This window comes from Petrotoga sp. 8T1HF07.NaAc.6.1, assembly GCF_016772115.1.
Classification (GTDB): domain Bacteria; phylum Thermotogota; class Thermotogae; order Petrotogales; family Petrotogaceae; genus Petrotoga; species Petrotoga mobilis.
On record NZ_AUPG01000006.1, the window covers coordinates 44335 to 67403 of the forward strand.

Here is a 23069-nt window from a genome sequence, read left to right on the forward strand (position 1 = left end):
GATTTTTAATGGTTGAAGAAATAATGAAGAAATATGGTTATTTTAATTTTTTTAGAGATAGTCCAATTAATGATAATATTGGTAGAATCACCTTTGTCAGTAAAGAAAATTATCTTGTTATGACACCAAAGGGTGAATTGATTGGGAAACTTAAAGGGAGATACAGCTATGAAATTGAAGATGCAAAAGAATTCCCATATGTGGGAGATTGGGTTTCTATTCAATATACAGGTAATGAAAAAGAAGTTTTAATTGATCACCTTTTTCGAAGAAAAAATAGGATCTCCAGGAAAATGAGGGGTAAACAATTTTCAGAACAAATTATTGCCTGTAACGTGGATTATATAATTTTTTGTATGTCAACTGATGAGAATTTTAGCTTACGATTATTGGAAAAATATCTATATGCTTTCTCTTGCCCAAATTCTAAGAGCCTTCTTGTGCTTACGAAGAAAGACCTTGCAGAAAATGTTGAAAAGAATATTAAAAAAATAAAGGAACTTTATCCTAATCTTGAAGTGATAGCAACAAGTATCTACGAAGATTCTAGCATAAAATTACTTCTTCCTTACTTACTTGAAGGAACTACTTCCGTAATTATAGGTTCATCCGGTGTTGGTAAATCAACCTTAATCAATCACATTGCTGGTAAAGAGATATTCAAAACAAGAGAAATTAGTAAAAAAACTCAAAGAGGCAAACATACTACAACCTTCAGAAAACTTATTTATCTCGGAGAAGGATTAGGATGTATAATAGATACCCCTGGCTTAAGTTCGGTTTCTTTATGGAGTAGTTACAATTCAAACAGCGCTTTTTCAGACATCGAAGAATTGAGTTTACATTGCAAATTTAGGAATTGCACCCACACAGTTGAAAAAGGATGTGCTGTATTAAAAGGGGTAAAAGACGGAATAATAAGTGAGGATAGATATAAAAATTTCATTAAGTTAAAACGAGAAGAGAATTTTATGAAAAGTAAGATAGACTTCAACATCAATAAGAAAAGAAATAAAGAAATAGAAGAGCGAGAAAAAATGAAAAAGAGCAAAAAGAGAAAATAAAAAATTTATTCAAGCAGAGGAAAGGAGGTGACATATTTTTGATAAACATTCTTATCTTTTCTCCCCATCCAGACGATGCAGAAATTTCCATCGGTGGTTTTATTTTACTTCATGCTAATGAATATAAAATTAAAATCATCAATTTGAGTGCTGGGGAGCATTCAAGTAACGGCGATAAAATTGAAAGACTTAAAGAATCTAAATTTGTGGAAAATAGGTATAAAAATATTAGTACAAAATGTCTATTTTTTGAAGATGCTAATATTCAACATACCGTTATTGATCAACAAAAGAGAATTATTCGGATTATACGAGAGTATACTACGGGCGTTATTTTAACTTCTCATTATACTGATGAATATCCTGACCATTTGGAGTCTTATTTGTTAGTAAAAAATGCGATATATAAGGCTGGATTAAACATATATCCTGAGCTGGGCGAACAGCATACGTGTAAACATCTCTTTTTTTATTCTCAAAACTTGTATAATGGAAAGGGATCAATGTTTATAGATATATCTTCAGTAATTGAAGAGAAATTGAATATTTTGTCTAAATATAGAAGTCAACTTATTCAAGATAATTCTCGCGTTAAGACATATTCCAACACTCGAATTTTTCAAAAAGTTCTTGCTAAAGATAAATATTGTGGATCATTAATAAATACTGATTACGCAGAAGAAATAATTTCCTATAAAAAAATTACCATAAAAAATATATTTGATATTGTTTTCTAATCTAAACAAGCTTTTATTTGCACTTACTAAACGAAAAGTGGTTCTTTTCATCAACGATTGACTTGATTAGCCTCTGGTAATATAATTGATGAAAATCACTTAAAAGAGGATGAAGGGAATGGAAGAAATAGTTAAGTTGTTGGATGAGAACTTAGAATACGTTAAACATGAGGTATCAGGAGATAGAATAACGATTTGGGTGAAATCAACTAAAAAAGAAGTAACCTGTCCGTATTGTGGGAAGCCATCCAAAAAAGTACATTCAAGGTATGAAAGAAGCTTTCAAGATTTACCGATACAAGGTAAAAAAACAACGATAGTTGTAATAAGGAGAAAGATGTTCTGTGAAAACAAAGAGTGTAAGAAAAAGACGTTTGCTGAACCTCTTGACTTTGTGGAGCCAAAATTCAAAAGAACGAAAAGGTTGGAAAGAGATATGCAAGCGGTTAGAAATGCTATCATATATGAATACAACAATTGACTAGCAGAAGGTTCTGTGAATGAAGTAAAAGTTATCAAAAGGATAATGTATGGAAGAAACAAATTTGAGATGTTGAGACAGAAAGTTCTTTTTCTTGAGGATAATGGGTAGGGTTCAACAGTCAGTGGAAAGAACCAGTATGTTAGTTAGTGTAGCTTTGTGAATATATACAAAATGATATAAATATACAATGTATATAAAATGGATTCCTGGATAAAGAGGAAAAATTAAATTTTCATCTTAAATGAAGGTAAAATTTTTTATCTAACACGTCCTAAAGAAAAGGGTCTTCGTAAAACGCTTAATTTTGAGAATTAAATTTAATATATTAGTTTTCATATTTATTTAAAATTTCAAAGGCTCTCAGGCCTTCTTACAAAGAGGTAATGTGTAATTAGCATAGATAAAGGTTTTTAGAGGTTTAAATTAGTAACTTTAGATTGTTTAGTTCACTATGTCGGAAAACTTAGGTTTTCCGACATTAATTTCTTTTCTATTTTTTACTAAATTACTTACTTTTTTATTTGTCAATGGAAAAATTCATATTATTAATTTATTGTTGATCCGTTTTGTTATATTTTAATTTTCAAAGATCATATATACATTATATATTTTATTATACGTCATACATAAATTATATATTAGATATATTTATATTTAATAAGAATAATCTTTTTAATAGTAAATATATTATATCACTGTAAATATTATTATACAATGTAAAGTTAAACATATAATAAACAATAAAAATATTTTTTTCTTTATTAAAAAGTTCCCCGTTAAGTTGGGGAACTTTTTGAGAGGTAACTTTGAAATTGTTATATTTGATCCAGCACTGAACTATGGCTATCAGATCTTACGTATATCCCAGTAGTTGAGATGGTTGTATGTCCAAGTATATATCGAACTTCCTCCAAATTTTTTCCCGAGTTCAAAAGCCTTTTTGCGCATGTGTGTCTTAAAGCATGAGGAGTTGCGTTAATATAATTTATATTGTTATAGCCCTTTGTTCTTAATTGATCAATTTTATTGTTGGCTTTAATAACGTAATCTTTGAATCTTCTCTCCATAGTTCTAGAAGTTATGGGGACATCGTTGTCATTTGAAAAGATATACTTCTTACCTTGAGCCCCCTTTGGGGTGTTTTTTTCTGCAAAGGTTATTAACTGTTCTGCGTATTGTTTTGAAATCTTTAGATATCTTACTCTGTTTCCTTTCCCATTTATAACAAGCTCAGCATGATCGTTGTAAAAAATAATTTGCTCTTTTTCTAACCACAAAGCCTCTGAAATTCTTAAACCTGTTTTTAATAACAATGAATAAAAAGTTTTGTCAAATTTGTCTTCAATAACCGAGAAAAAAACTTTGATTTGACTTTCTGTCAAGCCTTTGGGAACGTCACTAGGGATCTTTGCATTTGCATCCTTCCAATATTTTTTACCAGATATTTCTCCATTTTCGTATAGATAGTTCAAAAAGGATTTTAAAACAACTATCCTAAGTTTTATGGTTCTTTGTGATAGATTTGAGATCTCTTCAAGATATTTTAGAAAGCATCCTCGGGTAAGACCATAAATTTGAACAAATTTTTTATAACTGTTCAATATTTTTTTGTATTCATATATGGTTGAGTCTGCCCTTCGCTTGACGAATTTCAGATATGATAAAAATTCTTGGATATATCCTTCGATTTTGTCTTTATCTTTTATAGAGTCTGATGTATTATCTATATCCATCATAGTTTTTTCCCCCAATAAGGTGTGAAACGCTAAACAACATGTTCTATGATGCTATCAACGGTATTTTTAATCAGATCGAGTTTTGCTTTTGATTTTTCTTTTTCTTTATCGTTTGAATATATGTATATTTTAAGTTTTGGTTCTGTTCCGGAAGGCCTAATTGCATACCATGAACCATCGCTAAACCAGAATCTTAAAACATCAGAAGAAGGTATATCGGTTATATCGTTAATTTCACCTGTTGTTAAATTGTATATTTTTCTTTTTAAATAATCCGCGTATTGTTCAAGTTTGAGATCCCCCATTTCTTTGGGAAAGTTGTTTCTGAATTTCTCCATTATCCTTTTAATTCTTTCTTGGCCTTCAACTCCTTCCAGCACAAGAGAATAATTGTTTTCCAACTCGTAACCATACTCCTGATAAATATCTTCTAATACCTCAATTAAATTCTTATTTTTTTTAGAGTAGTATCCAACCATCTCTGATATAAGCATAGAAGCAATAGTTCCATCCTTATCTCTCACAAAGGTGCCGTATATATAACCAATACTTTCTTCAAAACCAAAGAGAAACTTACTCTTACCTTCTTTTTCTAATTCGTTTTCTTTTCCACAAATATTTTTAAATCCAGTAAGTGTTTCAAGAACGGATACACCATATTTTTTTGCAATCCTTTTTGTGAGATCTCCCGTAACTATCGATTTTATGATAACAGAGTTTTCTTCCAAACTACCTTTTTTACTCTTGCTTTCTAGTATGTAATTAACCAAAAGGGCTCCAACTTGGTTACCGTTTAACATTTTGTAATTGTTGCCATCTAAAATTTCTAAAGCGGTTCTATCTCCATCGGGATCATTTGCTAAAAGTAATTGGGCATTTTTTTCATAACCTAATTTTTTTGCCTCTTCAAAAGCTACTTCGTATTCTGGATTTGGGTTGGCAACGCTTTTGAAATCTGGATCGGGTAGTTCTTGTTCTTTAACTATGAATACATTTTTAAAACCTCTATCTTTAAGTACCCTTCTGACAAAATTATTTGATGTTCCATTCAAAGGTGTGTAAACTATTTTTATATTTTTATCTAAATCTTCGTCCCTTAACGCCAAACCTTCCACTCTTTGAATGTATTCTTCATCGACTTCTTTTGAAATGTATTGAAGTAAATTCTTGTTAAGCGCTTCTTCTTCGCTTATTTTTTTTATTTTACTAAAATCGTATCCTATTTTTTCGATCTTTTCTATTATTCCATTGGCAACATCATCTAATATTTGAGACCCTTGATCCCAATAAACCTTGTAACCGTTGTAATCTTTCGGATTGTGACTAGCGGTAACGACTATTCCAGCAGTAGTTTTCAGATATCTGACAGCAAAGGATAAAACGGGCGTAGGCCTAATATCGTCAAATAAGTAAGTTTTTATACCATTAGCCGCAAGGATTAATGCAGATTCTTTTGCAAACTCCTTTGAAAAGTGGCGTACGTCGTAGGCTATCACAACACCCATCTTCATCCTTTCTTCACCAAAGTCTGTTATATAATCAGCAAGGGCTTGAGATGCTCTGCCCACAGTGTATATATTCATCATATTCGAACCTATACCCAGTTTTCCTCTCAATCCAGCTGTTCCAAACTCGAGATCTTTGTAGAATCTTTCTTTTATCTCTTCAGGATTGTTTTCAATACTTTTTAATTCTTCTTTTGCTCTTTCATCAATATATGGATTATTTAACCACTCGTAGTAGATTTTTTTGTAATCTCTCAAATTTAATTTCCTCCTTAGTTTTGGGTTTTTTACTATTTTTGGAAACTGTAAAAGCAAGCATTTGACTATTTTCTAAAACTTTCAATAGTAAGACATTTAACTTTTATTTAATCATTGCTTTTACCTATTTTTGAAATGGGTACATAAATATATTTGCTAAATAAAAAAGTCTTTCCGTTTTGGATAGATTCATAGAGTTCAGAATCTAAACTTTCATTTAATTCTACTATAAGAAGAACCTCATCGTCTTCTTTGATGGTTCTCATTAAATCAATATTATGCCCTTTGGAGTACAAAGCATTGGAAATATAAGCAATCATTCCTTTTTGCTCTTTGTATCTAAAAAGTAAAGTAGGATTTTCTGCTGTAAAAATAACAGAGGTACCATTAATATTAGTGATTTCAATATTTCCCCCACCGATAGAAGAACCGATTACATAAAAATAACTTCCATCGGGGTAATGAAACTCAATTTTTACAGTATTAGGATGGACGTCTTCCAAGTTAACAGGAATAAAATTATAAGTAATTCCTACCTCTTTGGCATGTAAAAAAGAATTCTTAATGCGTAGATCACTAGGCTCAAACCCTAATATTCCTCCAACAAGAGCCTTATCGGTTCCATGGCCTTTGTAAGTAGCTGCGAAAGAACCATGAAGAAAAAAATCCACATGATGATAGCCTACCCCGGCAATCCTTCGAGCTACTAAAGCAATTCTAGCAGCACCAGCAGTATGAGAACTAGAAGGACCAATCATAACGGGACCGATTACGTCGAAAATACCGAAGTTTTTCATATGATATCCCTTTCTTTATCTCTCTGATATTATTGCAATGAAAGTAACAAAGTTTAACCATTCTTAAGCAGAGAGTTTTTTATAGCACAACCTGTTGGAGTACCTGCTATACCACCAAGCCCTGTTTCTCTTAAGCTTTCTGGAAGAGCTTTTCCTACTTTGTACATTGCTTTTACCACTTCATCAAAAGGTATTAAAGATTTTACCCCTGCAAGAGCTAAATCTGCGGCAGACAAGGCATTTATAGCTCCTGAAGCATTTCTCAGAATACATGGGAATTCTACTAAACCAGCAATGGGATCACAAACCAGCCCCATTATATTAATGAGTGCAATAGAGGCTGCATGAAAGATTTGTTCATTGTTTCCTTCTGAAGCAAACACTGCAGCTCCCGCAGCCATAGCTGCCGCTGAACCACACTCTACTTGGCATCCCCCTTCAGCACCAGAAAAGGTTGCATTTTGACCGATAACTCGTCCAATCCCCGCTGCTACAAGTAGGGCATGGATCAAATCCTCTTCATTCAAATTTAAACTTTCCTCAAGAGTCATCAAGACTGCTGGTAATATGCCAGAAGAGCCCGCAGTGGGAGCTGCTACTATTTTTCCCATAGAGGCATTGACTTCTGCGGTTGAAAGGGCCATAGCCATCGCTTTATTAGGAATAACCCCTAAAAGGGTTTTACCATCCTTTTGATAATTGTTAACCCGTTGAGCATCTCCTCCCATCATTCCTGATAAACTAGGTACCTTTTTATTCAAGGTACTTTGAGAGGAGTGCTCCATGACAGATAAAATTTCTTTCATTTGTGAAAGAATTATTTCAGGAGCTGAACCAGATGATTTGGATTCTTCTTCTATAACTACTTGATAGATTGGCTTTTTTTGCTTTTCACAAAGTTCTAATAGTTGCTTTGCAGAGTTATACATTAAATTCTCCCTTTTACTTTTTCTATTTTTATAAATTTTTAAAAGCATCGTAAATATTGTTGCATGCATCTTTTAACATAGATATGGGACATCCAATATTCATTCTAAAAAAGCCTTTACCTTCTTCTCCAAAGATGCTACCTTCTTCTAAACCAACTTTTGCTTTGTTTACGAGTATATCTTTGACTTTTTGCTCATCTCCATATGCCCTAAAATCTAACCACATTAAATATGTTCCTTCTGGTTTTTGCAATTTTACTTTAGGTAGTTTTTCATTGAAGAAATCGTACACGTAATCGATATTGGCTCTCAAGTAATTTAGTAAATCATCAAGCCAATCTTCACCTCTTTCATAAGCAACTTTAGCTGCAACCATTCCAAAGATATTTAAATTATCACTTGAAAGACTCTCAATAACATTTTTGTATTCAGTTCTTAATTGTTCATTTGGGATAACAGCAAACGAGGCTTTTAAGCCAGCTAAATTGAATGTTTTACTTGGGGCATAAAAAGTTAAAGAACCCTCTTTTATATCTTGTGAGATCGAAAATATTGGAATATGTTTGTTGGGAGAAAATACTAGATCTGAATGTATTTCGTCGGATAACAAAAGAACGTTATGTTTAATACATAATTGAACTAACTTTTCTAATTCTTCCCGTTTCCAAACTCTTCCCACTGGGTTGTGCGGATTACATAAGATGAATAATTTCGTTCTTTTGAGTGATAATTTCTTTTCTAAATCATCAAAATCCATGCTATAATTTCTGTTTTCAAATTTTAGAGAATTTTTTATTATCATTCGGCCATTGGATTTGATGATGTTATAAAAAGGATAGTAAACAGGTGTTTGAATTACAACGTTGTCTCCTGGTTTGGAGTAGGCAAGTATGGCTATTTTTAAGGCGTCAACCACACCGTCAGTAGTCACTATCCACTCTTTTTTTATCTCGATGCCATGTCTTGCCTTGATCCAATTTATAAAAGGAACAAAGTAATCTTCGTCTAACATTGGATATCCAAAAATTCCATGTTCTGCTCGTTGTTTTAATGCTTCAATTACTTCAGGTGGAGATTTAAAATCCATATCAGCTACCCACATGGGGATAACATCATCTCTACCATAAAGACTTTTGACACCGTTCCATTTTACTGACTCTGTAGATTTTCTGTCCACAATTTCGTTGAAATTATTCTTCAAAGTTGCATATCTCCCTTTTTATTGTTAGCCGCTCTAAAAACATTTCTCATTAGAATAGCTGTTGTGACGCTTCCAACACCACCGGGTACAGGTGTTAACTGGCATATTTCTGAGACATCTTTATTTACATCACCCACTATTTTTCCATCCACTACATTTATTCCCACATCGATCACGATCATTCCTTCTTTTACAAAAGTACTATCAACGAAATTAGCCTTACCTATTGCTGCAACCAAGATGTCTGCTTCTTTGGTTATCTCTTTTAAGTTCTTAGTTTTTGTATGTGTGACCGTGACAGTGGCATCCCTTCCGTGTCTTTGAAGCATTATTGCAGCGGGTTTCCCTACCGTTGTACTTCTTCCAAGGATAACGATATTTTTACCTCTAACGTCAGTTGTATCTTCTATTATTTTCACCACCGCTTCTGCTGTACAAGGTACAAACAATTCTTTTTCGTAAAACATAGAACCGATGTTATGTAAACTTACCCCTTCAACATCTTTTTCTGGATTGATATATTTTGCTATATCTAATTCAGTGTATCCTTTCTTTAAAGGTCTTGCAATAAAGATTGCATCAGTATCATCGTCTTCATTATATTTTCTTAAATCGTTAGTCAAATCATTACTTTCAACAATTTCTAAGTTGATTCCAAATTTTTTTGCATTTCTTTTTTGAGAGTTAAGATAAGATTTGGTAGATTCATCGGGTTCAACAACTAAACTTACTAATTTGGGTTCATAAGGAACTTTTTCTTTAAGTGATGATATTTCTGCCTTTATTTCATCAATAATATTGTCTACTTCAATTAACATAATGTGATACCCCCCAAATTCAATTTATTCACCGTGCTCATGACAATCCGGATATGTTTCCTTCATTGTCTATGTCCATATTCACTGCATTGGGAACCTTTGAAAGGCCAGGCATTCTCAATATATCTCCAGCCAATGCAACAATGAACCCTGCGCCCGCCGAAAGTTCAAAATCTCGTATTGTGAAAGTATAGTCCTTTGGAAATCCAAGTTTTTTAGGATCGTCGGATATAGAATACTGGGTTTTTGCTACAATTACAGGGAGATTTTCGTATCCGTATTTTTTCAAAAATTTAATTGTTGATAAGGCCTCCGAAGAATATTCAACCTTGGAAGCACGATAGATATTTTTTGCTAACTTTTCTATTTTCACTTCTAAAGGATCTTTAAAATCGTAAATACTTTTCAATTCGGATTGTTGTTCACTAACTTTTACCACTTTTTCAGCTAAGTCTATAGCACCTTCTGAACCTTTCTCAAATCCTTCGTTGACACTTACTTCTACACCTAATTTATCACAATAATCTTTTACCATATTGATTTCTTCATCCGTATCTGAGTAAAATTTATTTAAAGAAACAACCACAGGAATATTGTACTTTTTTAGGTTTTCAACGTGAACCTGTAAGTTAGGCAATCCTTTTTCTAAACTTTCAAGGTTTGGCGTATTCAAATCCTTTAAGTTTTGTCCCCCATGGTATTTTAAAGCCCGTATTGTAGCTACCAAAACCGTAGCTGATGGTTTTAAGCCAAAAGTCGGAGAAACAAAATCATAGAATTTTTCTCCTCCCAAATCAGAACCAAAACCTGTTTCGGTTACAACGTAATCAGAAAGCTTCAAGGCAAGTTTTGTTGCTAAAATAGAATTGGTTCCATGAGCGATATTTGCAAAAGGCCCACCATGAACAAAGGCAGGTGTATTTTCAATTGTTTGAACTAAATTAGGATTAATTGCGTCTTTTAAGAGTACAGAAAGAGCCCCAGTGATTTCTAAATCTTTTACAGTTACTGGTTCTCCCTTTTTATTTTTAGCAACTACTATATTAGATAATTTTTTCTTTAAGTCTTCCAAATTTTCTATCAAACATAGTATTGCCATTATTTCTGAAGCAGCGGTGATTATAAAACCGTCTTGTCTGGGATAACCGTTTTTCTTTCCACCCAACGCAACTATTATTTCTCTCAAAGCCCTATCGTTCATGTCCATAGTTCGAGGCCAAGAGACTTGGGTTGAATCTATATCATATTTATTGTACTTTATGTAATCATCTAAAATTGCTGATATTAGGTTATGGGCTGAGGTAACGGCATGAATGTCTCCTGTGAAATGTAAGTTTATGTCTTCCATAGGAAGTACTTGAGAGTAGCCTCCACCTGCTGCTCCCCCTTTTATACCCATTACTGGACCCAAAGAAGGTTCTCTTAGAGTTACTATTGACCTTTTGTGGATTTTGTTTAAAGCCATGGATAGTGAAATACTTGTTGTAGTTTTTCCTTCACCAGCAGGCGTTGGAGTAATAGCAGTTACCATTACTAAATTACCGTCATTTTTGAAGTTAAGTTCATTCAAATATTTGTGGGAAACTTTGGCAATGTTCTTTCCGTAAAGATTGTAGTACTCCTCTGGAATATCCAGCTCGTTTGCGATTAAATCAATTTTTTTTAGCTTTGCAGATCTTGCAATTTCGATATCAGAAAGCATTGTAAAACTCCTCCTTTTTAATTATTTTGAAATACAGTCTTCTATGATATTTGATAATACAATATATGCATAAACAAACAACTATTTTCTTTTAAAATAAGTGGGTGGTAGAACGCCAAAATCTTTACGGGAAAAAATACGATCCTAACTATCATTATAAATTACCAAATCAAGAAATGAAAGTTCATAATAAACCTCTATCTTTCATGCTCAAATGTCCCCTTTTCGATATGATTAAATGGTCCAATACTTTAATACCCGAAATTGATACGGCCTCAACAAGTTGCTTTGTCATAAAAATATCTTGATTACTGGGTTCTAAGACCCTAGATGGATGATTGTGGACAAGAATTACGGATGCTGCTCGATCTGTAATTACGTCTGCAAAAACTTCTCTCGGATGTATATAGAAATTTCTGGTCGTGCCTTCTCGGTAAAGCCAAATATATCTACAACTTCCTCCTTGGTAATCACTACTGCTGTTTCGGGGGCATGTGGATTTTGTCGTCTAGAGCACCAAGGATAGAGGCGATTTTTTGTTGCACCAAATACCGTTCCAGTTTCAAGACTCTTCCATTTGCGTTCATAATATTTCATAAGAAAATACAGAAATTCATTGTTACCATTATCCAATCTAAGAGCCGAGACTCCCCTAAACCAATACAACAGTCTTCGATTGCTTCGTTTATTTCGCCTACAGGAGCCCTCACAGTTAAAAGGACATCCCCTTTAATGGCAATTTTCTTTGGATCAGTGCAATAAACACTAACTGTAGGATATTTTCTACCGAAGTCTCTCCTTCCCTGATAAAAAGGCAGCCCATTTCCAACTTCGCTATAAGTTTCTGATTTAGGAGATTGCCCCATATTTATCTGCCTAACCTCCTGAAGTCCTTTAAAATCCCACTTTTCTGGAATCTTTCCAATTTCTGTTTCATTAAATTCTTGCTCAGAACCCATACCCCGCCTCCTCTATCATCTTCTTTCCCTTCTCTGTCAGAACATATTTTCCTGTTTTGGGTGCGCCCTCGAACCTTATAAGATTTACATCTTTTAGCATTGCTATATCTCTTTCAGCAGTGGCTGTTGATACATTAAAGAGCTTTTCTATATCTCTGCGGGTGATAGATTTCCGTGCGTGGATTTCGATCAACTCTTTTGATAATCTCAATTTTACTCCCTCATTTACTCCATCACCTACTCCCTCATTTACTCCATCATAAGCACGTTTCAAGAGCATTTCACTATCTGTAAGTTCTGTTATAACTTGTGGCTTCCTATCGAATATAATTGTGAAGAATGATTTAAACTCAAACCCTGGCTCGCTCAACCCACTGGTCGCCAACAAATCCCTTATACGATTGATACCTGAGCCTGCTTTCTCTACTTCACCCATTCTGTGAAAAAGGTCAGCGATTATCTTGTTTCTGTGGACACTCTTCTTACCGAGGTCCTCGGGGTGCATCCCCGGTGGCAGCCCCCCGGGATCCGAAATCTCTACCCTATCCCTGTATATCTCTACAGTTATCCACGCAGTATCAAAATGGTAATCTCTATGGATAATGGCGTTAAGGATGGCTTCGCGTAGTGCTTCCTCTGGAATTTCTAAAAATTCTTTCCTTTTTAATCCCTTAATCTCATATCTTAAAGGCAAGTGCATTTTTAGGAATATCATTGCCTGCTTCACATTTTCCATGAGATTTCCTTTCAACTCTTTTCTATCGAGGATCTCCAACTTATCAGTACCTGCAAGAAGTATACAATCTACAATGTTGTGTCTCAGAAATCGTATCGGCTCTTTGGCAAAGAATAAAACCCCTGCATTATTGAAGATTAATCGTTCTCTAGTTTTCCTTGCAACACCAATATTTATCAGTAAGTCTTCACTTGACATTCCGGCCGAGGTTATTTTTGCGCTATCCAGAAAGTACCTGAATGCCTCCTCGTCAAAATCATCCGGATAACGAAAATCTTTACATGATTTCTCATCCCACCTCACCTGTCCCACTGAGTAGAGAAACTCCACAATTTCGTCTCTTTTCATCTTCTGGGTGCTAGCGCCGCTTCTAAGAAAGAACCCTGAAGCGCAAGAATAAGGCTTATCCTCACCATCTGGAACTTCAACTTCAAGGATTTCTTTTCCATCTAGTGTATATGAACTGATCTTCAAAGGTATTGGAGGATCACAGTTTCTGGCTATACTCTCCAACCTTGAAATTTGATCATTAACATCAGATATACCAACAACTTTGCCATTATTATCGGCTCCAACTATGATGTGGCCGCCACCTGAATTAGCGAATGCTACTATCTCACGATCAACCGAACTAGAAACAGATCGCTTCAGCTCCACAAATTGCCCCTCCGGATGGGATAGCATGAACCTTAAACTCTTTTCAGAATCCATATGCCAACTCCTCCAGATTTGCTTTTATCTGTTTCTTTAATTTCCTCTGTTTTTCGTCTTTTATTTTATTTATAATGGTAAGATTATGTCCCCAGGGAATTTCTGCCACAGCTTGTGGCAGATTTACACCATCGAGAGCCAGCACAAGTTGGGCGAGGTCCTTAGATGAACTTTCTGGCACAGCCTGTGAGAGTTTTATAACATCTTCGGTAAAAGCCAAATAGAACGCACGCATCCGCCAGATATTCCTTGAAGAGAAGCCCTTTACATCTGGGAACTCTCGCCGTAGATCTTTAGCCAACTGCTCCACCACACTTTTGCCCCAGCCCATATCCTCTTGTTTCTCAACTATACTTTTGCCGATGTTCCAGTAAAGATAAATTAATTCCCTGTTTACGCTCAAAATCGCTTTAGTCTGGGCAATTTGGATGCGCTCTTTTAGTTCATTGATGAATTCTGTATACTCAGCTCGTTTTATAATATCAGAATCCATATCCCAACCCCTCCAGATTTGCTTTTATCTGTTTCTTTAATTCTTCTGATTTCTCGAACTGCTCTGCAAGTTGTGTTGACAACCGTTCTATCTTCTCCTCGAAAGGTTCACCGTCGTCCTCCATCTCTTAAGTTCCGGTTGGTCACCTTGATCCTCGTGCTATCGACGGCAATCAAGTATCTAATTATTTTGAAATTAAAACTATTGAGCTTCTTGAATTTACTGTATAGTGATTATCTTGAATTATAGCAGGTTCTAAGAGGAAATCTTGGGGTGATTCTTGAGAGGTATCTACTACCCTATACCATTTTTTCCCGTTCGGTAATTTTGGAATTTCAAATTGTAAATCCTTTATGAAAGCATTTAAGGCTACGTATATATCACTGTCTTTTTCTTTACATCCTTGAATATAGTCATCGCCACTTATCATGAACGCTAGACTGTGAGAATAATATCCAAAATCAGGTTTGAATGGTTTGACTCCATGCCAAGTTATGTCTGCTATGCCATCACCACTTAGATCTCTTCCCGTAAAAAATCTGTCTCTTCTAAGTGCACAATGAACTTTTCTAAAATGGATCATATTTTTTGTAAAATTAAAAATGTCATTGAATTTCGCTTTTCTACTCCAGTCCACCCATGAAATGTGGTTATCCTGACAGTAAGCGTTGTTGTTGCCAAATTGAGTTCTACAAAATTCATCACCCATTAAAATCATGGGTAACCCTTGTGATACCATTAATATTGTTATGAAATTTTTAATTTGTTGTTTTCTAAGTTTTACTATATTTTCGTCGTTACTGTCCCCTTCAACCCCGTAATTGAAACTATAATTCGCGTTGGTTCCATCACGGTTATTTTCCCCATTGGCTTCATTGTGCTTGTTATTGTAGGAGACTAAATCCCACATGGTAAATCCATCGTGTGAAGTAATAAAATTGACACTATGATAAGGCTTTCTACCTCTTTTTTCAAAAAGGTCTGGGCTTCCAGCTATTCTTGTTGCTAAATCCGAAACTACTCCATTATCCCCTTTCGCAAATCTTCTTACCGTGTCTCTGAACTTTCCGTTCCATTCTGCCCAACCAGTAGGAAAATCACCGACGTAGTATCCTCCAGCAGCATCCCAACCTTCCGCTATGAGTTTAGTTCCTGCCAAGATTGGATCATCGGCAATGTCTTTTAAGAGAGACAGATCGCCAATCCAATTTCCCTTTGAATCTCTTCCCAAGATAGAAGCTAGATCGAATCTGAAACCATCCACATGCATCTCGGAAACCCAATACCTCAAGCTATCTAAAATCATTTGTTTTACCACATAATGACTAGAATTAATAGTGTTTCCTGTTCCTGAAAAATTTTCATAATATCTTAGGTTATCTTTCTTCAATAGATAATAAACCGAATTTTCCAATCCTCTAAAGTTGAGAGTTGGTCCCAATTCATTTCCTTCTGCTGTGTGATTAAAAACAACGTCCAATATTACTTCTATTCCATTTTTGTGTAATTCGAAAACTAAATCTTGAAACTGGGTTATCTCCTCACCAATTTTTACGCCGTATCTGTAATTGCTTGTCACAGCAAAAAAGTTTACTGGATTGTACCCCCATACATTTTTTAATTTTTCACCAGTGATAGGATTAACGTTGGGGGTATCGTTCAAAGGAAAAGCGAATATTGGCATGAGTTCAACGGCGTTTACTCCTAAATCTTTTAAATAATTTATTTTTTCCGCGATTCCCTTGTAAGTTCCTCGATGTTCTACATTAGAATTTGGATTTATTGTGTACAACCTGATATGCATTTCATAAATAATTATGTCGTTTAGTGTATAACGTGGATGCTCATCACTTTTCCAATTATATTCACGACTATCCCAAATAAAAGACTTAACTTGAGATCTTGCCGAATCTAAAGTAGAACAACTAAGGTCTTTTTTTGGATCGTTTTTATCATAACCAAAAATAGATTCATCCGAAAAATCTAAAGTTCCTCCAATAACTTTGGCATAGGGGTCTAAGAGTAATTTGTTTTTGTTGAACCTAAATCCCTCCTCAGGCTTATAGGGGCCTTCTATACGCCAACCGTAAGACATCCCAACTTTTGCTTGTTCAACAAAAACATGCCAAATGTCACCGGTTCTATTTCCTTTTTTATCAAGAACATATTTGAAAATTGGTTCTTCATCATAGTAATTTTCAAATATCTCCAAAGTAACCGATGTTCCGTTTCTAGTGAAGACACCAAAATTAACTCCAGTTTTTTCTATCGTGGCACCTAAGACGGGAAATCCTTTGCTGACCTTAAATTTTAGTTTTTCATTAATTTTCGTTTCTTCCATAACGTCACCTTCTAAGAATATAAAAAATTATCATAACATTTCGTTAGTTGATGTAAATTATACTGACATCTTCTACCTTGTTCATTGAAACTGGTGTATCGTACAAGATTTGCAGATTTTGTGGGTTCATAACTTTGGTGTTTTCACCACTAAAAATTACTTCACCATTTTTCACCATTATTATTCTATCACAGAATCTTAAAGCTAAATTCGGATCGTGAAGAGCTGTAATGACACCCTTCCCGTTTTCACTCAATTTTTTTAATTCTTTCATCAATAGATGTTGATTCTTAAAATCCAAGTGGGACGTGGGTTCATCCATAATTAAGTAATCTGTATCTTGCATCAGGGCTCTTGCAATCAGAACCAACTGTTTTTCTCCACCACTCAATTGGTTATAATTTTTTTCAGCAAGGTCTTGAATATTGAAAAATTCTAACTTTGTGTATGCTTCCATGTAGTCTTTTTTTGTAGGCATCCTTCCAAAGGAAAGATAAGGAGTTATTCCCATAGCTACTATATCTATCACAAGGTATGAAAATACGGCAGAGCGTTCTTGAGGAACTACACTTATGAGCTTTGCTATTTCTTTATAACTTAGATCTTTGATACTATAATTTTCTATGTATATTTCCCCAGTTTTTTGTTTCAATGTTCCGTTTAAACATTTTAGTATAGTAGTTTTACCTGAACCATTGGGTCCTAAAAGGGCAATTAATTCTCCTTTGTTCAAATTAAAACTTATATTTTTAATGGTATCTCCAACTGTGTTGTAAGAAAAGGATATATTTTTTACAGATATCATTGATTCCACCCACTTTCCCTTCTTCTTACTAAAAGATAGACAAAAAAAGGTGCACCTATAAAGGCGGTAACAATGCTTATAGGAATTTCGGCAGGTGTGATAGTTCTTGCGATGTCGTCCATAATAAGCAAAAGTAAAGATCCTAAAATGCACGTTGCGGGGAGCATGTACCTATGATTGGCACCTATTATATACCTTGCAATATGGGGAGTAACTAAGCCGATCCAGCTTACTTGACCAGCTATAGCCACTGTAGGGGCAACCATAACGGTACTTACAATGATCAATAAAATTCTCATTCTTCGAACATTTATTCCCATGGATAATGCTTCTTCTTCCCCCATAGACATAACGTTCAAATACCATCTTAAAATAAGAAGAATTATTATCCCTGGAAGCATTGTAAATAATGAAATATATACTTCTCTCCAACCTGCCCTGTTGAAACTTCCCATTAACCAAAATACTATGTTTGGTAACTTTTCATAAGGGTCTGCTAAGTATTGTACTAAAGAGGCACAGGCGTTGAAGAAAGAGGTTACCGCCATTCCCGCCAAAACAAGTACGGTTACCCCCTTCACTTTACTCCAAACGGAAATAAAAAACGTAATAAAAACGGCTACTAACCCTAAAAGAAAAGATAATAAGTAAGTACCTATTAAAGACTCTTCATTTATCAAAATAGCCAAAGCTACTCCAAATGCTGATCCGGCTGATACGCCAAGTATTGATGGAGAGGCTAATGGATTTCTAAAAACGCTTTGATATGTTGCACCAGTTATAGACAGAACCGAACCCACAAACATTACCAATATAATTCTCGGCAAACGAATATGAAAGAAAACTAACCAATCGTTACTACTTTGAACATCATTACGTAAGAGTAAGTTTTTTATAGTGTTGGTAATTTCAACGATCGAGATTTTGTATCTTCCAACAAAAAGTGAAATAACAAAAACCAATAACAGAATTAATAAAAGATAGAGAAGTGTTCTTTTTTGATGTTGACCTAGAGTTTGGTTTTTATTTTGAATGTGCATATTAATATCTCCATGTAAATAAGTTTAATGATTTAATTTCCAATTTTAGATAACAATTCAATGTATGAAACTCCATACAAAGTGTAATAAAACTCGTCAGCTACTTTATTGAAATCGATATCCGAAAAAAGTTCGGGATGTATTTTTGTTGCTAACCAAAGCATGCCCAAATAAGATGAGGGATTTGGATAATCCCATGGTTCAAGCTCTGAAGGGAACCGGTAAATTTGTTTGTTCTTAAAAGCATTAACGTTTTGATATTTTTCTTCTTTATACAACTCCTCTATATCACCTTGAAATGTCTGGGATGTAACTATAACATCAGGATTCCAAGCTATTAACTGTTCTGGTGATATCTTTATGAACCCCACATCGCTTTTTGCAGCTGGATTTATTCCTCCAGCCCACTCTATCATATCCGTTTGCATCATATCTTTTCCTACTGTATCCAATAGCTGAGAATTAGCAAAATAGACAATTTTTTTCTGATTGTCAGGCAAATTTTTAGACTTTTCCAACAATTTTAAAATATTGTCAAACTGGTTATCTACAATTTCCGCTCTATCTTCTAATCCCAATACTTTCCCTAACAATCTATTCGTTTCTCGTATTTCTTCTAAACTTTCAGGATTGATAATAATTGTGGATATCCCCAAAGTTTCTAATTTGGAAGCAGTGAATTCGGCTTGGTTATGTGGGAATAGTATTACTAAGTCGGGATTTAAAGATGCCACAGTTTCAATATTTATCCCTTCTCTTTTTGAACCCACTTCTACTAACAATTCTACTTCCGGATAAATTGAAGTAAATAATTTTTCTCTTGTTGATGTATTATCCACGCCAGCAAGCATTTCTTGGGCGTTTAATGCAAATACAAATTGAGTGGCTGGCTTGTAAGTTGTTACGATACGTTCTATATTAGAGGGTATTGTTACCTCCCTTCCAGCCATATCAGTAACCGTTATTGTGTTGGCAAATAATACGTATGTGAAAGTTAAAAGAAATAAAATCAAAAAAAAGGATGAACCTCTCTTCACTTACTATCATCTCCCTGTTGCTTTTTTAGATATATATTGTAATCTTCAATTGTATCAATATCGATGATAATACCTTCATCGCTAACTTCGTGCAAAGTTACCCTTTCAGGATGCTTACTTAAAAGTGTTCTTAACCCGCCAGGTCCTGATAATTGAAAAATATCTGGTATCTGGCTTTTGTGTACAATCAGTGGATGCCCCCTCTTCCCATGATAAATAGGTGCCAATATAGTTGTTTTAGAATTTATTGCAAAGTTAATAAGTTCGTTGAAGCTTTCAATCTTGATTAAAGGCATGTCGCCAAGTGTGAAGAGTATGTATTCTGAACTTTTTGTTAATGAGTTCAAACCACTCCAAACACTTGTTAACATACCTTTTTTGTAATCGTTATTCTTTACAATTTTCAAACGGTGGTCTTCATACTTCGAAAAAATGGGGCTTATCTTCTCAAAGTTGCCTCCTAAAACGACTATTATTTCGTCATCTATATATTGACATTTCAAAAGTCTAGTAACAACGGTTTCTAAAACAGTTTTGTCTCCCCAAGGCAAAATCTGTTTTGGAGCCTTCATCCTCAGGGACTCTCCAGCTGCTAATACCACCGCTGATATCATTGTAAAACTTCACTTCCTACATAAAAAATTTAAAGCCAAATAAAGTAGACAATAAAAAGAGCACACAAAACGTATACTAACCAGTGAACTTCTTTACCTTTGCCGGTGAATAATTTGATTAAAGGATAGGTTATAAAGCCTAGAGCTATTCCGTTAGAAATAGAATAAGTTAAAGGCATTACTATCATTGCCACGAAAGCCGGAAAAACTTCAGTAAAATCTTCCCATTTTATGCTCATTATATTTGACAACATCATTACCCCGACGATTATCAATGCTGGTGCTGTTGCAGCACCTGGTACTATAGCTATTATAGGCTGAAAGAATAAAGAAAGGAAGAATAAAATAGCAACAACGATACCTGTTAACCCTGTTCTTCCTCCTTCAGATACGCCTGAAGCCGATTCAACGTATGTTGTAACGGTACTAGTTCCAAAGAGTGCACCACCTGTAGTAGCGATAGCGTCAGCTAAAAGAGCTCTATCTGCTTTTGGCAAAGAACCGTCTTCTTTCAAGTAACCCGCTTGTTGACTAACCCCTACCAACGTACCTGCCGTATCAAAAAGATCTACAAATAAGAACGAAATCAAAATACCTATCATGCCGATATTAAATGCAGATCTAATATCGAGTTGGAACAAAACTTGAGACCAATCAGCCATTCTTGGCAACGCCACAACGCCTTCAGGTGTTGGTGTGACCCCGTTGAATAGTCCTAAAATTGTAGCGATTATAATTCCCAACAATAGAGCCCCTTTTACCCTTAAAGCGTGTAAAATTCCCGTTATAATTAGGCCTAATAGTGCTATTAAAGCTGGTCCAGCGAATAAGTCTCCCATTCTTACCAATGTTGCAGGATCTGCTACTACTATACCCGCGTTTTGCAAACCTATAAAAGCTATAAATAAACCTATTCCTGAACTTATCCCCGTTTTCAGACTCATTGGAATCGAATTAACGATCATCTTTCTTACAGGTGTAACACTAAGCACAATAAAGATTATACCTTCTATAAATACTATTCCTAGAGCGGTTTGCCAAGAGACTCCCATACCTATTACGACTGAATAGGCAAAGAAAGCGTTCAAACCCATTCCTGAAGCCAATGCAAACGGATAATTGGTAAGTAAGGCCATCATGACGGTACCTAAAATTGCACCAGCTATAGTGGCTATGAAGACACCGTTGAAAGGCATTCCTGCATCACTAAGTATAGAAGGGTTTACGAAGATGATATAAGCCATCGTCATAAACGATGTTATACCTGCTAAGACCTCAGTTCTAACGTTTGTACCGTTCTCTTTTAACTTGAAAGCCCTTTCAAAAAAACTTTTTTGCTGAGTGTTTGCCATAAGTTTAGCCCCCTTTTTAAATGTCAATTTACAACCAATGATACAAAGATATGATTTTCAACGTCGTATAACCCATCACAAGTTATCTTTAATTTGGGAACCACTGGTAATCCCATAAACGCCAATGTCATGAAAGGACTATTCGTTTTGACCCCTAAATTATGGGCAATTTTTCTAAGTTCTTGCAGTTTTTCAGATACTTTCCCGATTGGGTCGGTAGAAATAAGCCCTCCAATGGGTAGTTCGATGAAATCAACGATTTTTTGATTATTTGCAATCACAATTCCTCCCTGAATTTCTGCAATTTTTTCTACTGCTATCTTCATATCGCATGAATTTGTTCCTAAAACAATAATGTTGTGAGAATCATGGGCTATGGAGCTTGCGATGGCACCAGACTCTAATCCAAAACCCCTTATCAAACCCAAACCAATCTTTCCAGTACTTTTGTGTCTTTCTACAACCGCAATTTTATTTATATTATACCTTATAAATCGTTCTTCTTCAAAACTGTATGGAAATGAGAAAAACTCCTCTCCTGTGATAATCTGATCCTGAATCATGTTAATAACACGGTAAGTTTTCCCTTTAGGAATTTTGAAATCCTCTTCTCTAATGGGGGCAATATTTACAGAATGAAAAATTGTTGGAGGCCTTTCAAAGTTATTAGAATTAACTTGGAATAAGGCTTTCCCATTTTCCGCTACTTTTTTTCCGTCTTTGTACACCTGGAAAATGCCCAATTCATCTAAATTATCTATTATTAGAAAATCAGCCTTGTATCCTGGAGCAATACCTCCAAGATGGTGTAATCCTAACGAGCGTGCAGCATTTAGAGTGGCAAGTTTTATCGCTCTAAGTGGTTCCATCCCGAGCTTTATAGCCTTTTTAATCATAAAATTTATATGGCCTTCTGAGATAAGGTCTTCAGGGTGTTTGTCATCTGTGGCAAATAAAAAGTTACAGTTGTTTTTATCGTTAATTGCAGGTAACAAACTCTGAAGATCCCTCGTGACGGAACCTTCTCTAACCATTATGTACATTCCTTTTGAAATCTTTTCTAATGCCTCGTTGGGGGATGTAGTTTCGTGATCGGCCATGATTCCAGCTAAAAGATAGGCGTTTAAAATTTTTCCTTGTAATTTTGGAGCATGGCCATCAATGAAATAGTCTTTCATGAGTTCTATCTTATCCCAAATATAATCTTGACCTGTTATAACTCCTTCATAATCCATAACCTCACCAAGACCAAAAAAATTTTCTTCTGTAATTAATTCTTTTATTTTCTCTGCATTTAGTACAGATCCTGATTTATCGAAAGTGGTCACGGGTACACAAGAAGGAACCATTAAATTAAAATTCCATGGTATGTTATTCCCGATTGTTAAGAAATATTTTATACCAACCTTCCCAGCTACATTTGCTATCTCATGTGGATCGGCAACGAGAGTCAACGTTCCTAAAGGGATAACCGTTTTAGCGAATTCTTCTATTGTCACCATGGCACTTTCTAAATGCAGATGAGCATCTATAAACCCCGGAGATATGAATTTACCTTCTAAGTCAACTTCTTCCTTGCCTTCATACTTTCCAAAGCCGATTATTACACCATTGGAAATGGCCAAATCCTCTTCTATAACTTTTTCGTTAAAAACATCAATTATTTTCCCGTTTTTGAATACTAAATCTGATTTTTCCTTTCCTAAAGCTATTGGTAAAAGATCTTTGTTTGACAATATATTTTCCCCCT

22 protein-coding genes are annotated in these 23069 nt (G+C 34.9%); 3 read left to right on the forward strand and 19 right to left on the reverse strand.

Annotation, left to right across the window (positions count from 1 at the left end; all coding sequences use genetic code 11):
* The first annotated feature begins 8 nt into the window (after nucleotides 1–8).
* The 3 genes from rsgA to NAAC61_RS05340 all read left to right on the forward strand — a co-directional run bounded on the left by rsgA (nucleotide 9) and on the right by NAAC61_RS05340 (nucleotide 2282).
* A complete protein-coding gene (gene rsgA / locus NAAC61_RS05330; RefSeq protein WP_103065772.1) occupies nucleotides 9–1064 on the forward strand; it encodes a ribosome small subunit-dependent GTPase A in 1056 nt (351 codons plus the stop codon).
* A gap of 38 nt (nucleotides 1065–1102) precedes the next feature.
* On the forward strand, nucleotides 1103–1801 hold the full coding sequence (locus tag NAAC61_RS05335; protein ID WP_202695446.1) for a PIG-L deacetylase family protein: 699 nt from the start codon (nucleotides 1103–1105) through the stop codon (nucleotides 1799–1801).
* Between the two features lie 118 nt (nucleotides 1802–1919).
* A complete protein-coding gene (locus tag NAAC61_RS05340; RefSeq protein WP_202695447.1) occupies nucleotides 1920–2282 on the forward strand; it encodes a transposase family protein in 363 nt (120 codons plus the stop codon).
* 818 nt (nucleotides 2283–3100) lie between these two features.
* Here NAAC61_RS05340 and NAAC61_RS05345 read toward each other — a convergent pair.
* The 19 genes from NAAC61_RS05345 to ade all read right to left on the reverse strand — a co-directional run bounded on the left by NAAC61_RS05345 (nucleotide 3101) and on the right by ade (nucleotide 23055).
* The gene (locus NAAC61_RS05345; protein WP_103065769.1) at nucleotides 3101–4021 is read right to left on the reverse strand and encodes a tyrosine-type recombinase/integrase; all 921 of its coding nucleotides are present in this window, start codon (nucleotides 4019–4021) and stop codon (nucleotides 3101–3103) included.
* Nucleotides 4022–4050: 29 nt separating this feature from the next.
* Nucleotides 4051–5784 carry a phospho-sugar mutase gene (locus NAAC61_RS05350; RefSeq protein WP_103065768.1) on the reverse strand — a complete coding sequence of 578 codons (1734 nt, stop codon included), beginning with the start codon at nucleotides 5782–5784 and terminating at the stop codon, nucleotides 4051–4053.
* Between the two features lie 107 nt (nucleotides 5785–5891).
* The gene (gene sdaAB, locus NAAC61_RS05355) at nucleotides 5892–6581 is read right to left on the reverse strand and encodes an L-serine ammonia-lyase, iron-sulfur-dependent subunit beta (RefSeq protein ID WP_012209547.1); all 690 of its coding nucleotides are present in this window, start codon (nucleotides 6579–6581) and stop codon (nucleotides 5892–5894) included.
* Between the two features lie 53 nt (nucleotides 6582–6634).
* Complete coding sequence (gene sdaAA / locus NAAC61_RS05360; protein WP_012209546.1) at nucleotides 6635–7510, reverse strand: L-serine ammonia-lyase, iron-sulfur-dependent, subunit alpha; 876 nt, start codon at nucleotides 7508–7510, stop codon at nucleotides 6635–6637.
* Nucleotides 7511–7538: 28 nt separating this feature from the next.
* Nucleotides 7539–8711, reverse strand: a complete 1173-nt coding sequence (locus tag NAAC61_RS05365) for a MalY/PatB family protein (RefSeq protein ID WP_012209545.1) — start codon at nucleotides 8709–8711, stop codon at nucleotides 7539–7541.
* Nucleotides 8708–9529: a bifunctional 5,10-methylenetetrahydrofolate dehydrogenase/5,10-methenyltetrahydrofolate cyclohydrolase gene (locus tag NAAC61_RS05370; RefSeq protein ID WP_012209544.1), complete on the reverse strand. Its 822-nt coding sequence runs from the start codon at nucleotides 9527–9529 to the stop codon at nucleotides 8708–8710. The genes NAAC61_RS05365 and NAAC61_RS05370 overlap by 4 nt, the downstream gene beginning before the upstream one ends.
* 37 nt (nucleotides 9530–9566) lie before the next feature.
* Nucleotides 9567–11231 (reverse strand): formate--tetrahydrofolate ligase, encoded by a 1665-nt coding sequence (locus tag NAAC61_RS05375; protein WP_012209543.1) that lies wholly within the window; start codon nucleotides 11229–11231, stop codon nucleotides 9567–9569.
* Nucleotides 11232–11415: 184 nt separating this feature from the next.
* Nucleotides 11416–11676 carry a JAB domain-containing protein gene (locus NAAC61_RS11325; protein WP_081429298.1) on the reverse strand — a complete coding sequence of 87 codons (261 nt, stop codon included), beginning with the start codon at nucleotides 11674–11676 and terminating at the stop codon, nucleotides 11416–11418.
* 148 nt (nucleotides 11677–11824) lie between these two features.
* Complete coding sequence (locus tag NAAC61_RS05385; protein ID WP_041534148.1) at nucleotides 11825–12190, reverse strand: hypothetical protein; 366 nt, start codon at nucleotides 12188–12190, stop codon at nucleotides 11825–11827.
* Nucleotides 12180–13637, reverse strand: coding sequence for an AlbA family DNA-binding domain-containing protein (locus NAAC61_RS05390; protein ID WP_202695448.1), 1458 nt, complete (start codon nucleotides 13635–13637; stop codon nucleotides 12180–12182). The genes NAAC61_RS05385 and NAAC61_RS05390 overlap by 11 nt, the downstream gene beginning before the upstream one ends.
* Nucleotides 13627–14130, reverse strand: coding sequence for a DUF1016 N-terminal domain-containing protein (locus NAAC61_RS05395; RefSeq protein ID WP_012209541.1), 504 nt, complete (start codon nucleotides 14128–14130; stop codon nucleotides 13627–13629). Before NAAC61_RS05395 ends, NAAC61_RS05390 begins: the two co-directional genes overlap by 11 nt.
* The gene (locus tag NAAC61_RS11020) at nucleotides 14120–14254 is read right to left on the reverse strand and encodes a formate--tetrahydrofolate ligase (protein WP_147429919.1); all 135 of its coding nucleotides are present in this window, start codon (nucleotides 14252–14254) and stop codon (nucleotides 14120–14122) included. Before NAAC61_RS11020 ends, NAAC61_RS05395 begins: the two co-directional genes overlap by 11 nt.
* Nucleotides 14255–14314: 60 nt before the next feature.
* The gene (gene glgX / locus NAAC61_RS05400; RefSeq protein ID WP_202695449.1) at nucleotides 14315–16471 is read right to left on the reverse strand and encodes a glycogen debranching protein GlgX; all 2157 of its coding nucleotides are present in this window, start codon (nucleotides 16469–16471) and stop codon (nucleotides 14315–14317) included.
* Between the two features lie 43 nt (nucleotides 16472–16514).
* Nucleotides 16515–17276 carry an ABC transporter ATP-binding protein gene (locus NAAC61_RS05405; protein WP_202695485.1) on the reverse strand — a complete coding sequence of 254 codons (762 nt, stop codon included), beginning with the start codon at nucleotides 17274–17276 and terminating at the stop codon, nucleotides 16515–16517.
* A complete protein-coding gene (locus tag NAAC61_RS05410; RefSeq protein WP_202695450.1) occupies nucleotides 17273–18316 on the reverse strand; it encodes a FecCD family ABC transporter permease in 1044 nt (347 codons plus the stop codon). The genes NAAC61_RS05405 and NAAC61_RS05410 overlap by 4 nt, the downstream gene beginning before the upstream one ends.
* Before the next feature lie 32 nt (nucleotides 18317–18348).
* Nucleotides 18349–19353 (reverse strand): ABC transporter substrate-binding protein, encoded by a 1005-nt coding sequence (locus NAAC61_RS05415; protein ID WP_202695451.1) that lies wholly within the window; start codon nucleotides 19351–19353, stop codon nucleotides 18349–18351.
* Entirely contained in the window at nucleotides 19350–19967 is a 618-nt protein-coding gene (locus NAAC61_RS05420) for a nucleotidyltransferase family protein (RefSeq protein ID WP_202695452.1), read from the reverse strand. The genes NAAC61_RS05415 and NAAC61_RS05420 overlap by 4 nt, the downstream gene beginning before the upstream one ends.
* 29 nt (nucleotides 19968–19996) lie before the next feature.
* A complete protein-coding gene (locus tag NAAC61_RS05425) occupies nucleotides 19997–21319 on the reverse strand; it encodes an NCS2 family permease (RefSeq protein ID WP_202695453.1) in 1323 nt (440 codons plus the stop codon).
* A gap of 23 nt (nucleotides 21320–21342) precedes the next feature.
* The gene (ade, locus tag NAAC61_RS05430; protein WP_202695454.1) at nucleotides 21343–23055 is read right to left on the reverse strand and encodes an adenine deaminase; all 1713 of its coding nucleotides are present in this window, start codon (nucleotides 23053–23055) and stop codon (nucleotides 21343–21345) included.
* Nucleotides 23056–23069 lie beyond the last annotated feature (14 nt).